Source organism: Amycolatopsis sp. NPDC041971, from assembly GCF_055588925.1.
In genome coordinates, this window is sequence record NZ_JBVJCE010000026.1 from 83162 (window position 1) to 96810 (window position 13649).

Below are 13649 nucleotides of genomic sequence, written 5' to 3' on the forward strand. Positions count from 1 at the left end.
TGAGGGGCCTTTGTTGTTTTTGTTTGTGGTTTGGTTTCTCGGTCTCCCTCTCCTTCCCCCCCCCCCCCCCCCCCCCCCCCCCCCCCCCCCCCCCCCCACCTGGACCCACTGGGCTCCCGCAACCGTTGACACGCCGAACGTCGTGAAGGCCTCCTTCCCCACCTTGAGGGTCAGGGTTCCGGCAAAGTCGCATAGCCGCTGGTCGGTGGCGCTTTTGGTGATTCGAACTGGACTTCCGACGGGGGTGGATGACAGGGTGTCTTGAGCGTCAATCGTCCACAAAGGACACTATCCGGCCGCTGAATGCCCATTTGATGTGTTTATGTACGTTTTTCGACTGGGGTCGCGAGTGAAATTTAGGGCTAGAACCCTCTTTTTCACTTACGACCCGGTCGAAAAACGCCCAAATCGGGCACTGTAGCCGGGAAGGCGTCCTATGTGGACAGTCGAGAAAGATGTCAGGCGACTGTGACGAGCCCGCCTCTGTCACCGCAACACCCACTTGACCAGTGTTTATGCGACTAGGCCTCCTTCCCCACCTTGAGAGTAGGGAAGGAGGCCTTCACGGCATCAGGTCGCGTCGGTCAGCGACCGGCTCGGCCTCAGGCGGGGCCGGTGCCCCACCACTGGCTGCGGCCACCGGCGATGAAGCTCCACAGCTGGAGCCGCGTGCCGTTGCCGGCCGAGTTGCCCTCGGCGGTCAGGTAACGGCCGCTGCTCGGGTTCTGGAAGCGGACGTAACCCTCGGGGTTGACGGTGCCGCCCCACCACTGGTTCTTGGCACCGGCGACGAAGTCCCAGAGCTGGACGATGGTGCCGTTCTTGTTGATGGTGTTGAGGTCCGCGTCCAGGTAGCGGCCGCTGGCCACGTTCTGGAAGCGGGTGTAGCCCTCGGGGTTGTCGGTGATGTAGAACGCCTGGTGGTCCGCGTCGAAGTTGCAGTCCCAGAGCTGCATTCGGGTGCCGTTGCGGTTGATGGTGTTCAGGTCGGCGTCCCAGCACTTGTTCGCGTCGAGCCCGGACGGGATGAGGAACATGTCCGCGTCGGCGAGGCCGGCGGCCTGCGTGCGCGCGCCGGTGGAGGTGCGCTTGACCGGGATGAGCTTCATGCCGTGCACGGTGACCGTCTTGAACCCGTCGCCGGTGGGCTGCGGGGCCGCGGTGGCGGCGGGCGCGGTGACCAGGGTCAGGACACCCGCGGCGGCGGCGATGATTCCCGCCAGGCGCTTCATTTTCGTCATTTTCTCTCCCCTTGTGGAAAGCGTTTTCTCCCAGTGAGATGAGGGGAAGAGCAGAGGTCAGCAGGCCGCGACGAAACGCGGCCCGTAGGCGCTGCCGGTGAATCCCCCTCGTGGAAGGCTCCGCGTAAACCCCCGAGTAGCGGACCTTCTCCGAACATCATTCAGGTTCGAACCACGGCCGTCGAGGAGATTTCCGGGGGCGGCAATAGGGCAGTTCAGCGATGTAACGGAATGGCCTGGCTCGCGATCACACGGCGACGACTTCGAGCAAGGCGAGGCTATCCGTGCGTATCGAGCTGACGTTGCAGGACCTGACGCGCGTCCGGCTCGCGCCCGAAGCCGATCCCTTGGCCGAGCTGGTTTCCAGTCTTCAGATCCTGCAGCGGCGCGACGCGGGCTCGGCGTTGTTCAATCGGTGGCGGCACCGTGTCCGGCTCGGGTTGACGGAGTCGGCTTCGGTGCTGCTGTGGTTGTGCCGCCCGTACGCGCCCATTCCGGCGTTTCTCGTTCCGGAAGCGGAGGAAGCGGGTTTGGAGGCAGGGCTCGCGGAGATCGTCCGGACCGACTCGGTGAGCTTGAAGTCGGCGTTGCGCGATATTCCGGTGAACCGGGAGCTGCCCGCCTGGGCGGCGGGATTGCCGGACGGGGACACCGCCGGGCTGCCGAAGCTCGTCCAGACGATGCAGGACTACTTCGACCTCTCGCTGGCGCCGGGATGGGAGCCGGCGCGTGCTCAGGTCGACGCGGACCGGCGGATGCGGGCACAGCTGATGCTGAGCGACGGGGTGGGCGCGGCGCTGACGAGCCTGCGGCCGTTGGTGCGCTGGTCGTCCCCGGTACTGGAGGTCGGCGACGGCATCGTCGGTTCCTGCGGCACGGACGGCGCCGGGCTGAGGATCTCGCCGACGTATTTCGCGGTGTGCCCGGCGGTCGTCCCGGCGACGGGCAGGGGACCCGTCCGGTTGCTCTACCCGTCGGTGCGGCAGGCGGCCCCGTCGACCGGGTACGGCCGCGACGTACGAAGATCGCCGGACACCGCACTGGCCGACCTGCTCGGGCCGACCCGGGCCGCGACGTTGGCGGTCCTCGCGGTCGGCTGCAGTACGTCGGAGCTGGCCGCCCGGCTGGGCGTGACGCCGTCGGCGGCCAGCAAGCACACCTCCGTGTTGCGACGCGCGGGTCTGATCACCACCGAACGTGACCGCAACGCCGTGCTGCATTCGCTGACACCGCTGGGCAGTGCCCTGCTGGACGCCTAGAGCCGGTAGATGGTGAGCGCGCTGGGCCGCGACCGGAAGCGGAAGTCGTTGCCGAGCGGGCCGACCTCCCCGTCGGTGGCGACGCGGCGGTTGCCGTCGAGCAGCCGGACGTGCAGCTCCGGGACGTCGAGCTCCTGGTAGACGTGGCTGGCGTTGAGGCTGTTCGTGATCGTGGCCAGGATGAACCGCGCCCGTGAGTACGGTACGTCGGACCGCAGGTAGCGGACGTCGAGAAGGCCGGTGTCGAGCGCCGGGCGGCGAGAAGGCGCGAGCCCCTTGGGCGAGTAGGTGCCGTTGCCGACGAACAGCAGCCAGATGCTGGTGTGCTTGCCGTTGAGGGTCACTTCGAGCGGCTTCGCGCGCCGGAGGGAGCGGGCGAGCGCGATCGCCGCGGACGGCCACTTCGGATGCCGCTTCTGCAGTCGTTCCCTGATCCGGACCATTTCCGGGTAGCCGCCGAGGCTGGCGGTGTTGACGAAGTAGCGGTGGTCGTCTCCGTCATTGATCTCGACCTCGCCGAGGTCGACTCCGACGGCGTTGCCCGCTTCGGTGGCGGCGTCCGCGTCGGGCATCGAGCGCATGCCGACGTCGCGGGCGAAATGGTTGAGGGTGCCGGCCGGGATGAGCGCGAGCGGCAGGTCGTGGTCGGACGCGACGGCGGCCACCGCGGCGACCGTCCCGTCGCCGCCGGCGACACCGAGCGCGCGCACGGTGTTGTCGCGGGCGGCGATCTCGTCGCAGAGCTGTTCGCGCAGATCCCGTTTCGCGTCCGGGTACAGGATGGTGGCCTTGGGCCAGGCGAAGCGAGCTTGCTCGGTCGGGTCCTGGCCGTCGATCCCCGAATGCGGGTTGACCAGGACGAGCATGTCCTCACCGTCGCGCATCTCGGGCGCTTCGGCGGTGTGCGCGGTGCGGCCGGGGACGTCGGGGTGCAGCGGCCACCAGTGTCGCGTCAGCAGGCCGGCACCGACACCGATGCCGATGCCCACGCCGACGTCACTGGGCCAGTGGACGCCCGTGTGGACCCGGGAATAGGCGACGGCGGCGGCCAGCGGGACGAGCGCGGCGCCGGTCTTGGGCGACTCCATCGCGACGGCCGTGACGAAGGCCGCCGCCGACGCCGAATGCCCGGACGGGAACGACGACGAGGTCGGCCGCCGGACGAGGCGCCGGTGTACCGGCACTTCTTCGGCCGCGGGGCGGCGGCGGGGGAACAGCGGCTTGCCGATCAGGTTCGCCGCGGCGCTGGCCCCGGCGATCGCGGCCACGCCGCGGAGCGCACCTCGGCGCGTCGGCCCCTTCTTCGCCGCGAGCAGGACGGCGACACACCACCACAGCTTGGATTTGTCCGCACTTTTGGAAAGCGAGGTGATCACGTCGTCGGCCCGCGTCCTCGGGAGGGCGGCGCTCCGGGCCATCAGCCTCCGGTCGGTCCGTCCGACCTTGCGGAAAGGGCGTTTGAGCTGCTTTAACACGGATTCACCGCTTCCGGGTCGGGGCGTCATGCGCGTGATACCCGATCGGGACTCCCCGCACACCTTTCACCGAATGCAACGTACCGACCGCGTGTCGCCGCCCGAACGGCGCACCGTCAGTGGGCCCTCACCGCCTACTCTGGTGGAATGCAGCGGCGGATCTTTGGCATCGAGACCGAGTTCGGGGTCACGTGCACCTTTCACGGGCAACGCAGGCTCTCCCCGGACGAAGTGGCGCGTTACCTGTTTCGGCGTGTCGTGTCCTGGGGGCGTTCGTCGAACGTCTTCCTGTCGAACGGCTCGCGACTCTACCTCGACGTCGGCTCCCACCCGGAGTACGCGACGGCCGAATGCGACGACCTCGTCCAGCTCGTCACGCATGACAAGGCCGGGGAGCGCATCCTCGAAGACCTCCTGGTCGACGCCGAGCGGCGGCTGGCGGATGAGGGCATCGGCGGCGACATCTTCCTGTTCAAGAACAACACCGACTCGGCGGGCAACTCCTACGGCTGCCACGAGAACTACCTCGTGACCCGTGCCGGGGAGTTCTCCCGGATCGCCGACGTGCTGCTGCCGTTCCTGGTGACCCGGCAACTGATTTGCGGCGCGGGCAAGGTGCTGCAGACCCCGCGCGGCGCGGTGTACTGCCTGTCCCAGCGGGCGGAACACATCTGGGAAGGCGTCTCCAGCGCCACCACGCGCTCGCGGCCGATCATCAACACCCGCGACGAGCCGCACGCCGACGCCGAACGCTACCGGCGCCTGCACGTGATCGTCGGCGACTCGAACATGGCCGAACCGACCACGATGCTCAAGGTCGGCTCGGCACATCTGGTGCTGGAGATGATCGAAGCGGGCGTCCAGTTCCGCGACTTCACCCTGGACAACCCGATAAGGGCCATCCGCGAGATCAGCCACGACCTCACCGGCCGCCGCCAGGTGCGGCTCGCCGGCGGCCGCGAGGCGTCCGCGCTCGACATCCAGCGCGAGTACCACGCCCGCGCCGTCCAGCACGTCAAGGAGACCGGCTCGTCGCCGCAGTCCGAGCGCGTCGTCGAGCTGTGGGGCCGGGCGCTGGAAGCGGTCGAGCAGCAGGACTTCAGCAAGATCGACACCGAGATCGACTGGGCGATCAAGCACCGGCTGGTCGAGCGCTACCGCAACAAGCACGACCTCGACCTGTCGAGTCCGCGGATCGCCCAGCTCGACCTGGCCTACCACGACATCCGGCGCGGTCGCGGCATCTTCGACCTGCTGCAGCGGAAGGGCCTCGTGCGGCGGGTCACCGACGACGGCGAGATCGAACTGGCCAAGGACACCCCGCCGCAGACCACGCGGGCCAAGCTGCGCGGCGACTTCATCGCCGCCGCGCAGGCCGCCGGGCGTGACTTCACCGTGGACTGGGTGCACCTCAAGCTGAACGACCAGGCGCAGCGGACCGTGCTGTGCAAGGACCCGTTCCGTTCGGTGGACGAACGGGTCGAAAGGCTCATTTCCTCGCTCTGACCCGACACCCGGCTCAGAACCGGCCGACACGCGATCGTCACTCCAGGTACCGTGGAGGTCGCTGTGGGTTCTGAGCCGGGGAGGGCGATGATGGACGACGTCGGCGTGGAGCAGGCCGCGAATCTCGATAAGGCCGACCCTCCTGGGTCGGCCCGACCCAAAGCCAACCCGGAATCGATGTCGCATTCATCGGACTGGAAGCGGTAACCGTGACCTGCCCGACCGTGTGGCCGACGGAGCCCTAGTGTCGTCTCCCGCCCGCGATGATCGGCACCATTCGCGAAATCGCCACCAGTCTCGGGAGCGGAACGGGTGCCGTCGGCCTGGCCATGTGGTGGTCATCCAGATCGCGGGGCGGATTCCTCCGACGTCGAGTGACGGCGCCGATATCGTGCGGGGTTGCGGCGGTGCCCTTTCGCGACGGCGATTTTCTTGATCTTCTGTGTTTCCCGTGTCGCTGCATCCGGTCACTGTGACCCGCAAAACCGAGTCGAGGTGACGCCCGGCATCGTGATGTACACGCTCCTGCCGGTACTCGCCAGGCCGCCGTCGGCCAGGCTAGGGTTGCCCGCGCGATTCTTCGACCGAGGGAGAGGTGCGCCGATGCGCCGTGCGTTGCTGGTCCTGCTGGGTGCGGTCGTCCCGTTGGCGTTCACCGGCGTCGCGCAAGCGACACCGGGACGTCCCGAGCCCAGGTGGACGGAGACCCCGACGGGTACGGACGCGCAGTTGCGCGGGCTCGCCGCGGTGGACTCGCGCACGGCTTGGGTCAGCGGGAGCGGGGGCACGATCCTGCGCACCACCGACCGCGGCCGCACCTGGAAGCCGGTCGCCCCGGCCGGCACCGAGGCACTCGATTTCCGTGACATCGAGGCCTTCGACGCCGATCACGCCGTCGCCCTGTCCATCGGGCCCGGCGACGCGTCCCGGATCTATCGCACCGACGACGGCGGCAAGAGCTGGCGACTGTCCTTCCAGAACAGTGACCCGGCCGCCTTCTACGACTGCGTCGCGTTCTTCGACCACCGGCGCGGCCTCGCGATGAGCGATCCGGTGGACGGCAAGTTCCGTTTGCAGTCCACTTCGGACGGCGGCCGGACTTGGCGGCCCATGTCGCCCGAGGGGATGATCCCCGCGCTCGACGGCGAGTTCGGGTTCGCCGCCAGCGGTCAGTGCCTCACCACTTCGGGCCCGCGTGACGCCTGGATCGCGACCGGCGGTGGCGCCCGCGCGCGGGTCCTGCACTCCGACGACGGCGGGAAGACCTGGGAGGCCGCGGACACCCCGTTGCCCAGCGGGGCCTCCGCCGGGGTCTTCTCGGTGACGTTCCGGGATCCGCGGCACGGCGTGGCCATCGGTGGCGACTACGCGGCGCCGAACGCGCCGGGTCCGGCGGTCGCGCTGAGCGCCGACAGGGGGCGCACGTGGCGGACGCCGTCCGAGGCGCCGGTCGGCTATCGCTCCGGGCTGGCCTGGCTGGGGAACACGGTCATCGCCGTCGGCCCAGGCGGAAGCGATCTGAGCCCGGACGGCGGGCGGCACTGGAAGTCGTTCGACACCGGATCGCTGGACTCGGTCGACTGCGCCCGCGGCGCGTGCTGGGCGAGCGGGGCGAAGGGCAGGGCCGCCCGGCTCGGCGGGGTTTAAACTCGAAGGATCATGACCGCACAAGCCGAACCTGTCCCGGAGACCACCGAGCACCTCGTCGAGGTGCTGAAGGCGCTCGCCAATCCGATCCGTCTCCAGGTGCTCGGATGGCTGCGCGAACCGGACCGGCACTTCCCGCCGGAGAACGCGATCGCCGACCAGAACGAGGTCGGCGTCTGCGTCAGTCACCTCCAGGCGAAGCTGGGGCTCGCGCAATCGACGGTGTCGGCGTACATGGCGTTGCTGCAGCGCGCCGGGCTGGTCCGATCCACTCGCGTGGGGAAGTGGACGCATTACCGCCGTGACGACCAGCGGATCGCACAGCTCGTCGACCTGCTGGGCCGCTCCATCTGAGCTCGACCGAGTACAACATATCGAAGATCTGCGATACTTCGATATGTTGTACTCGATCTGAGGAGAGACAGATGGAACTGGGGCGTTTCGGGATCTGGACGTTCGACTTCGAGGACCAGCCCGCGAGCATGCTGCGGGATTCGGTGCGGGAACTGGAAGAACTCGGCTGGCCCGCGATCTGGATCCCGGAACGGGACGGGCGTGAAGCCCTGACCCACGCCGGATTCCTGCTCGCGTCCACCGAACGCATGGCCGTGGTCAACGGGATCGCGCGCATCGGCTCTCGCGGGGCGCGCTGGACCCGCGGCGCCGCGCTCCTGCTGGCCGACGCCTATCCGGGACGGTACGTCCTGGGGCTCGGCTTCGGCGGCGCGCGTCCCGGCGTCAAGTCGTTGGAGGCCATGAACGACTACCTCGACGAACTCGACACGGTCACCAGCGCCAACCCGCTGCCCGCCGTGCCGATCCGGCGGCTGCTGGCCGCGTACGGGCCGAAGATGCTCGAACTGGCACGAGACCGGTCCGAGGGCGCGCACACCTATCACGTGCCGGTGTCGCACACCGCCCAAGCGAGGGAAGTGCTGGGGGAGAAGGCCTTCCTTGGCGTCGAGCACGCCGTGCTCTTCGAAACCGACCCGGACAAGGCGCGCGGGATCGCTCGCGAGCATCTGCACGGCTACCTGACGTCGGAGTACAACGTCGCCAAGTTCCTCCGTCTCGGCTACACCGAAGCCGACCTCGACGGGGGGCGCGGCAGCGACCGGCTCGTCGACGATCTCGTGTTCTGGGGCGACCTCGACACCGTCACCGCGAAACTGCGCGGCCATCTCGACGCGGGCGCCGACCACGTCGGGATCCAGGTCATCGGCGTCGAACCCGGCGAGTCGGCCATGCCGCACTGGCGACGGCTGGCCGACTCGCTGTTGCCGGGCTAGCGAACCTGCCCGGTCGGGCGGACCACGATCTCGTTGACATCGACCGAGGGCGGCTGTTCGAGTGCGTAGAGCACCGCCCTCGCGATGTCGTCGGGTTCCAGTTTCGGCTTGGACTTCGAGTCCTCGGGGATCATCGAGGTGTCCACCAAGCCCGGCTGCACGACGGTGACCCGGACGCCGGTGCCGATGGCCTCCTCGCGGATGGATCCGGCGAGCCCGGTCACCGCCCACTTCGTCGCCGAGTAGAGGTTCCCCGGCCGGTGGTAGCGCCCGGCGACCGAACCGGTGAGCACGAGGTGCCCCTTCGATTCCGCCAGCGACGGCAGGGTCGCCCGTGCGGTGAGGGCGGTGCCGTAGACGTTCGTCAGCACCATGTCCCGCCACTGCTCGGGGTCCGCGCCGCCGTCGCCGAAGAACGAGACCACGACGCTTTGCCCCGCGTTGGCGAACACCGCGTCCAGCCCGCCGAAGGTGGTCTTCACCGTCTCGACGGCGGAGGACAGCGATTCCCAGTCGGTCACGTCGACCGCGAGCGCGAGAGCGCGATCCTCGCCGAACTCCGCGACGAGGGGGAGCAGTGCCTCGCGGTCGCGGGCGAGCAGCGCCAGCCGGAACCCGGCCGCGGCCGCGCGGCGTGCGGTGGCCTCGCCGAGACCGCGGGAGGCGCCGGTGATCAGCAGTACTCGATCGTTCATGCCTCCAAACTAGGCGGCGTGTACGTGTCCCAGTCGGGCACCGGCTCGCCGGTGAGGGAGGCGCCGAGCCGGTCGAGATAGAAGTGCCAGCCCTTGGCGACGTCCGCGGTGTCCCAGTCGGGCTTGGGCATCCGGTGCACGAACTCGAGCACCGTTCCCGAGCCTTGCGGGGTCAACGTCAGTTCCACCCGCCAGATCGGTTCGGCGGGGTTGATCAGATCCATGGCGAGTCGTTTCGGTGGCTCGCATTCGCGGATGACGGCGGGCGCCGGTTCGGAGCCCTCCTCCGCGGTCATCAGCAGCATGATCGTGTTGCCGACCCCTGTTTCGCCCGTCCACGTGCCGATCCAGCGGGCCGTGCGCTCGGATTCGGTGAGTGCCGACCAGACGTCTTCGATCGGGTCCGGATACTCGCGCCGGAGTTCGAGCCGGGTTTCGTCCTTGTCCATGATGCGAAGATAACCACAGGCTTAATTAAGCGTCAACTTATTCGTTGGTCAGCACCAGCCGGCCCCGGAGCCCGCCCGTGGCAAGGCGCTCGTGCGCTTTCACCACCTCGTCCAAGGGCAAGGTGTCCGCGATCCGCAGAGCGAGCGTGCCGTCGTCGACGAGGGCCGCCAGATCGGCCAGCGCGGCGCCGTCCGCGCGGATCCAGACGTGCTCGACCCTGATGCCGCGCAAGGGGATCGGAGCCGCTCCGGCCGCGAACACCACGAACCGGCCACGGTTCGCCACGGCGTCCAAGGCTTCGAGTCCGAGCAGTGCGGTGTCGAGCGCCGCATCGACACCGCCGGGGATCACCGCACGCACGCGATCGGCCAGGAAATCACCGCGAGGCACGAAAACCTCCGCGCCGAACCCTCGGACCAGTGCTTCGTCGGCGGGACCGGCGACCGCCACGACGCGAAAGCCGCGGGCCTTGGCCAAACTGACCGCGTAGCCGCCGACAGCACCCGCCGCGCCGGTCACCAGGATCGTCGCACCCGGTGGCAGGGCGAGGAGATCGAGCGCCTGGACCGCGGTGAGACCGTTCAAGGGCAGGGTCGCGGCCTCCATGAGGGACCCCGTCCGCGGGGCCGCGGCGACCGCGTCCGCGTCGAGCACGACGAACTCGGCGTGCGTGCCGAGCGCCGTCGACGGCCGATCCCGCAGGCCGATCACGGTGTCGCCCGTGGCGAACCCGGTGACACCATCGCCCACCGCGTCGACCGTCCCGGCCACGTCCCAGCCGATCCCGATCACCTCACGAGGCGGGATGATCCCCGCCTCGGTCAGAAAGCCCGAGCGGGTCGCGGCGTCGACCGGGTTGACCCCGGCCGCGACGACCTTCACCCGCACCTGACCGGTTCCCGGTACGGGCACCGGGATCTCGGTGAACTCCAGGACTTCCGGACCGCCGAACCGGCGGACCACCACTGCGCGCATCGTTCTCCTCCAAGGGGATCGTTCATGGCGAACGTATGGGGAGTTACTCTCCATCGGGAAGTACGCACTTCGAGGTGCCCAACCCACGCGGAGGTACGCGCACCGTGGTCACACGCACGGCACAGGAACGGCGGGACGAGGAAAAACGGGCCTACGACGCCTATCTCGCGTCCTGCCCGGCCCGGAAGCTGCTCGACGAGGTCTCGGGTAAATGGGTGAGCCTCGTCCTCGTCGCCCTCGGCGACGGGCCTCAGCGCTACAGCGACCTCTCCCGCCGGATCGCCGGCGTCAGCCAGAAGATGCTCACGCAGACCCTGCGGACGCTGGAACGCGACGGCCTGCTGACCCGTACCGTCACCGCTTGCGTGCCGGTGCGCGTGGACTACGAACTGACCGAGCTCGGCCGGAGCCTCCGGCAACTGCTGGCCGGGATCAAGGACTGGGCCGAGACGCGATTCGACGAGGTCGAGACCGCCAGGGATCGTTACGACGCGCGATCGGCGGCTGTCACCATCGGGTCGGACGGCGCGGGCTAGGGTAGCCGGGTGTCCACCGCTCGCGCCGAACGTCTGGTCAACCTGGTTCTGGCCCTCCTGTCCACCCGGCAGTACCTCACCGCCGAGCGGATCCGGGGCATCGTGCCCGGGTACGCCGACGCGGCCAGCGACGAGGCGTACTTCCGGATGTTCGAGCGCGACAAGACCGAACTGCGCGAACTCGGCATCCCGCTGGAGACCGGCCGCAATTCCGCGTTCGACGCGATCGACGGCTACCGCATCGCGCGGCGCGACTACGAACTCGGCGAAATCGACCTCGCGCCGGACGAGGCGACCGCGGTCGGCCTCGCCGTGCGGCTCTGGGATTCCCCGGAACTGACCGGCGAGGCCCAGGGCGCCCTGGTGAAGCTCCGCGCGGCGGGGGTCGAGGTCGACGACCACGCCCCGACGGTCGTCGAACCCCGCGTCCGCGCCGAACCGGCGTTCGGCCCGTTGCTCGCCGCTGTCCAGGCCGGGCAGGCGGTGCGCTTCGAGTACCGCCGCAGCGGTTCGGCCGAGCGCAAGATCCGCACCCTCGAACCTTGGGGCGTGGTGTCGTGGCGGGGCCGGTGGTACGTCGTCGGGCACGACAGGGACCGCGGCGCGCCCCGCTGCTTCCGCCTTTCGCGCGTGACAGGGAGGGTCGACGCCTTCGGTCAGCCCGGCGTCGTCGAGCGTCCGGAGGGGATCAATCTGCTGCGGATGGTCTCCGCCAGCAGCAGCGAGGACCCGTCCGCCGCGACCACGGCCAGCGTCTGGGTCGCCGACGGCCGGGCCGCCGGGGTCCGCCGCCGCGGCCGGGTGGTCGGCCGCAGCGACGCCGGGGGAGCAGAAGGCGACCTCGTGGAGATCGAGCTGTACTACCCCGAATCCGCCGCCGATTGGCTCACCGCCCACGGCCCGGACGTCCTCGTGCTCGAACCGGAGGTCCTCGCGAAGTCGGTTTTCAGCCGCCTCGAGGCCATCGCGCACGCCGGCGGTGCCCGATGAGCGCCACCGGACGGATGCCGCGGCTGCTCGCGCTCGTGCCGTATCTGCTCGCCCGGCCCGGTATCAAGATCGACGACGCCGCTCACGACTTCGACGTCACGCCCAAGCAGCTCCGCAAGGACCTCGAACTGCTGTGGATGTGCGGGCTGCCCGGTTACGGTCCCGGTGACTTGATCGACCTCTCCTTCGAGGGCGACACGATCGTCGTCACGCACGACGCGGGCATGAACCGTCCGCTGCGGCTCACCGGTGGCGAGGCGACGGCCATGCTCGTCGCGCTGCGGGCACTGGCCGAGACGCCCGGCGTGGTCGACGCCGACGCCGTCCGCCGCGCCATCGCGAAGATCGAGGCCGCCGCCGGCCAGGCCCAGCCGTCGGGGATCGTCGTCGGCGGGGGCGTGCGGGAAGGCAAGAAGACCGCCAGTACCCGCGAAGCCGTCCGGGCCGCACTCACCGCGAAGCGCGCGTTGCGGATCCGGTACTACACGGCGTCGAAGGACGAGATCACCGAACGCACCGTCGATCCCATGCGGCTGCTCATCGTCCAGGCGGTCGGCTACCTCGAAGCGTGGTGCCGCCGCGCCGAGGGCGTCCGGCTGTTCCGGCTCGACCGCATCGACGAGCTCACCGTGCTCGACGAACCCGCCGTACCGCCGGCGCACGCTCAGCCGACCGACATTTCCGACGGTGTCTTCCGCCCCCGCCCCGATCAGCGGGAAGCCGTCCTCGTCCTCGATCCCGACGCACGCTGGGTAGCCGAGTACTACCCCTGCGACGAGCTCGACGAGCTCGACGGCGGACGGCTGCGGATCCGGATGCGCTACGCCGACCAGTCCTGGATGGTCCGGTTGATCCTCGGTCTGGGTGGAGACGCGCACGTCGAGAGCCCCGCCGCACTCGGTGAGGCAGTTCGTCGACGCGCGGCCGACGCGCTGGCCCGGGCTCGTCACCTAACGTCAACCTACGAGCAGTAGGGTGACGCCGTGTCGTACCTGCCGAGCATCGCGCTCGCCGTCGCCGGGCTGCTCCTGCTCTTTGTTCTGCTGATCAAATTACGCAGAGTCTTGCGCGTGCTCACCCATACGATGAGCATGGTGGCTACGAACACCCGAAAACGGACAGGGCTCCTTCGTGCCCGGTCGGCCGCGCTCCGCGTGGCGATCGCGGAACGACGCGGGCTCGAAGACCGGTAACATCACACCTGAGAGACTCGAGAAGGAGGCCGCAAACGATGAACGCGCTGCAGCCGTGGCACATCATCATCCTGGTGCTCGTCGTTGTCCTGCTGTTCGGCGCCAAGAGGCTTCCGGACGCCGCGCGGTCCATCGGCAAGTCCATGAAGATCTTCAAGGCCGAGACCAAGGACATGGCCGGGGACAAGGACAAGGCCGCCGAGACCGAAGAGGTCGAGACCAAGCAGCTGCCGCAGGCCACCACGCCCGCGCCCGCCGCGACCGCGCAGGACAAGCAGGTCGCCGACCTTCAGCGGCAGCTCGACGAGCTCAAGAAGCAGCAGGCCGTCACGCCCGCTCCGGCCGAGCAGGCGCAGAAGAACGCCAGCTGAGCTGCGGGTCTCAGCAAGCCAG

15 protein-coding genes are annotated in these 13649 nt (G+C 69.1%); 10 read left to right on the forward strand and 5 right to left on the reverse strand.

The window, feature by feature from the left end:
• Positions 1-602 precede the first annotated feature (602 nt).
• A complete protein-coding gene (locus ACZ6DT_RS37175) occupies positions 603-1241 on the reverse strand; it encodes an RICIN domain-containing protein (protein ID WP_465603994.1) in 639 nt (212 codons plus the stop codon).
• Positions 1242-1525: 284 nt separating this feature from the next.
• Between ACZ6DT_RS37175 and ACZ6DT_RS37180 the strand changes: the two genes are divergently transcribed.
• Positions 1526-2500, forward strand: a complete 975-nt coding sequence (locus ACZ6DT_RS37180) for an ArsR/SmtB family transcription factor (protein WP_465603996.1) — start codon at positions 1526-1528, stop codon at positions 2498-2500.
• Here the strand turns inward: ACZ6DT_RS37180 and ACZ6DT_RS37185 are convergent.
• Positions 2497-3975 carry a phosphatase PAP2 family protein gene (locus ACZ6DT_RS37185; protein ID WP_465603998.1) on the reverse strand — a complete coding sequence of 493 codons (1479 nt, stop codon included), beginning with the start codon at positions 3973-3975 and terminating at the stop codon, positions 2497-2499. The genes ACZ6DT_RS37180 and ACZ6DT_RS37185 overlap by 4 nt on opposite strands.
• 147 nt (positions 3976-4122) lie before the next feature.
• Here ACZ6DT_RS37185 and pafA point away from each other — a divergent pair, with 147 nt between their 5' ends.
• The 4 genes from pafA to ACZ6DT_RS37205 all read left to right on the forward strand — a co-directional run bounded on the left by pafA (position 4123) and on the right by ACZ6DT_RS37205 (position 8417).
• Positions 4123-5481: a Pup--protein ligase gene (gene pafA / locus ACZ6DT_RS37190; protein WP_037319655.1), complete on the forward strand. Its 1359-nt coding sequence runs from the start codon at positions 4123-4125 to the stop codon at positions 5479-5481.
• Positions 5482-6084: 603 nt separating this feature from the next.
• Positions 6085-7128 carry a WD40/YVTN/BNR-like repeat-containing protein gene (locus ACZ6DT_RS37195; protein WP_465604000.1) on the forward strand — a complete coding sequence of 348 codons (1044 nt, stop codon included), beginning with the start codon at positions 6085-6087 and terminating at the stop codon, positions 7126-7128.
• Between the two features lie 12 nt (positions 7129-7140).
• Positions 7141-7482 carry an ArsR/SmtB family transcription factor gene (locus tag ACZ6DT_RS37200; protein ID WP_465604002.1) on the forward strand — a complete coding sequence of 114 codons (342 nt, stop codon included), beginning with the start codon at positions 7141-7143 and terminating at the stop codon, positions 7480-7482.
• A gap of 71 nt (positions 7483-7553) precedes the next feature.
• Complete coding sequence (locus tag ACZ6DT_RS37205; protein ID WP_465604004.1) at positions 7554-8417, forward strand: TIGR03620 family F420-dependent LLM class oxidoreductase; 864 nt, start codon at positions 7554-7556, stop codon at positions 8415-8417.
• Here the strand turns inward: ACZ6DT_RS37205 and ACZ6DT_RS37210 are convergent.
• The 3 genes from ACZ6DT_RS37210 to ACZ6DT_RS37220 are packed head-to-tail and all read right to left on the reverse strand — an operon-like array spanning position 8414 to position 10537.
• Positions 8414-9112: an SDR family oxidoreductase gene (locus ACZ6DT_RS37210; RefSeq protein WP_465604005.1), complete on the reverse strand. Its 699-nt coding sequence runs from the start codon at positions 9110-9112 to the stop codon at positions 8414-8416. The two genes, ACZ6DT_RS37205 and ACZ6DT_RS37210, sit on opposite strands and share 4 nt — an antisense overlap.
• Positions 9109-9561 (reverse strand): SRPBCC family protein, encoded by a 453-nt coding sequence (locus ACZ6DT_RS37215; RefSeq protein ID WP_465604007.1) that lies wholly within the window; start codon positions 9559-9561, stop codon positions 9109-9111. Before ACZ6DT_RS37215 ends, ACZ6DT_RS37210 begins: the two co-directional genes overlap by 4 nt.
• 37 nt (positions 9562-9598) lie before the next feature.
• Positions 9599-10537 (reverse strand): NADP-dependent oxidoreductase, encoded by a 939-nt coding sequence (locus ACZ6DT_RS37220; protein ID WP_465604009.1) that lies wholly within the window; start codon positions 10535-10537, stop codon positions 9599-9601.
• A 104-nt stretch (positions 10538-10641) separates the two neighbouring features.
• On the opposite strand from ACZ6DT_RS37220, the gene ACZ6DT_RS37225 reads away from it, so the two are divergent.
• From ACZ6DT_RS37225 to tatA, 5 genes are read left to right on the forward strand one after another with little or no spacing between them, the layout of a single operon-like run.
• The gene (locus tag ACZ6DT_RS37225) at positions 10642-11073 is read left to right on the forward strand and encodes a winged helix-turn-helix transcriptional regulator (RefSeq protein WP_465604011.1); all 432 of its coding nucleotides are present in this window, start codon (positions 10642-10644) and stop codon (positions 11071-11073) included.
• Between the two features lie 9 nt (positions 11074-11082).
• Positions 11083-12063: a helix-turn-helix transcriptional regulator gene (locus ACZ6DT_RS37230; protein WP_465604013.1), complete on the forward strand. Its 981-nt coding sequence runs from the start codon at positions 11083-11085 to the stop codon at positions 12061-12063.
• Positions 12060-13037 carry a helix-turn-helix transcriptional regulator gene (locus tag ACZ6DT_RS37235; protein WP_465604015.1) on the forward strand — a complete coding sequence of 326 codons (978 nt, stop codon included), beginning with the start codon at positions 12060-12062 and terminating at the stop codon, positions 13035-13037. The genes ACZ6DT_RS37230 and ACZ6DT_RS37235 overlap by 4 nt, the downstream gene beginning before the upstream one ends.
• Positions 13038-13046: 9 nt before the next feature.
• Positions 13047-13256, forward strand: a complete 210-nt coding sequence (locus tag ACZ6DT_RS37240) for a bacteriophage holin (protein WP_125787713.1) — start codon at positions 13047-13049, stop codon at positions 13254-13256.
• 38 nt (positions 13257-13294) lie between these two features.
• Entirely contained in the window at positions 13295-13627 is a 333-nt protein-coding gene (gene tatA, locus ACZ6DT_RS37245) for a Sec-independent protein translocase subunit TatA (RefSeq protein WP_465604017.1), read from the forward strand.
• Positions 13628-13649 lie beyond the last annotated feature (22 nt).

Excerpts from the sequence above, each read along its gene's own strand:
- ACZ6DT_RS37175 (WP_465603994.1), bottom strand. The coding sequence starts at position 1,241 with ATGACGAAAATGAAGCGCCTGGCGGGAATCATCGCCGCCGCCGCGGGT.
- pafA (WP_037319655.1), top strand. The coding sequence starts at position 4,123 with ATGCAGCGGCGGATCTTTGGCATCGAGACCGAGTTCGGGGTCACGTGC.
- ACZ6DT_RS37195 (WP_465604000.1), top strand. The coding sequence starts at position 6,085 with ATGCGCCGTGCGTTGCTGGTCCTGCTGGGTGCGGTCGTCCCGTTGGCG.
- ACZ6DT_RS37200 (WP_465604002.1), top strand. The coding sequence starts at position 7,141 with ATGACCGCACAAGCCGAACCTGTCCCGGAGACCACCGAGCACCTCGTC.
- ACZ6DT_RS37205 (WP_465604004.1), top strand. The coding sequence starts at position 7,554 with ATGGAACTGGGGCGTTTCGGGATCTGGACGTTCGACTTCGAGGACCAG.
- ACZ6DT_RS37210 (WP_465604005.1), bottom strand. The coding sequence starts at position 9,112 with ATGAACGATCGAGTACTGCTGATCACCGGCGCCTCCCGCGGTCTCGGC.
- ACZ6DT_RS37215 (WP_465604007.1), bottom strand. The coding sequence starts at position 9,561 with ATGGACAAGGACGAAACCCGGCTCGAACTCCGGCGCGAGTATCCGGAC.
- ACZ6DT_RS37220 (WP_465604009.1), bottom strand. The coding sequence starts at position 10,537 with ATGCGCGCAGTGGTGGTCCGCCGGTTCGGCGGTCCGGAAGTCCTGGAG.
- ACZ6DT_RS37235 (WP_465604015.1), top strand. The coding sequence starts at position 12,060 with ATGAGCGCCACCGGACGGATGCCGCGGCTGCTCGCGCTCGTGCCGTAT.
- tatA (WP_465604017.1), top strand. The coding sequence starts at position 13,295 with ATGAACGCGCTGCAGCCGTGGCACATCATCATCCTGGTGCTCGTCGTT.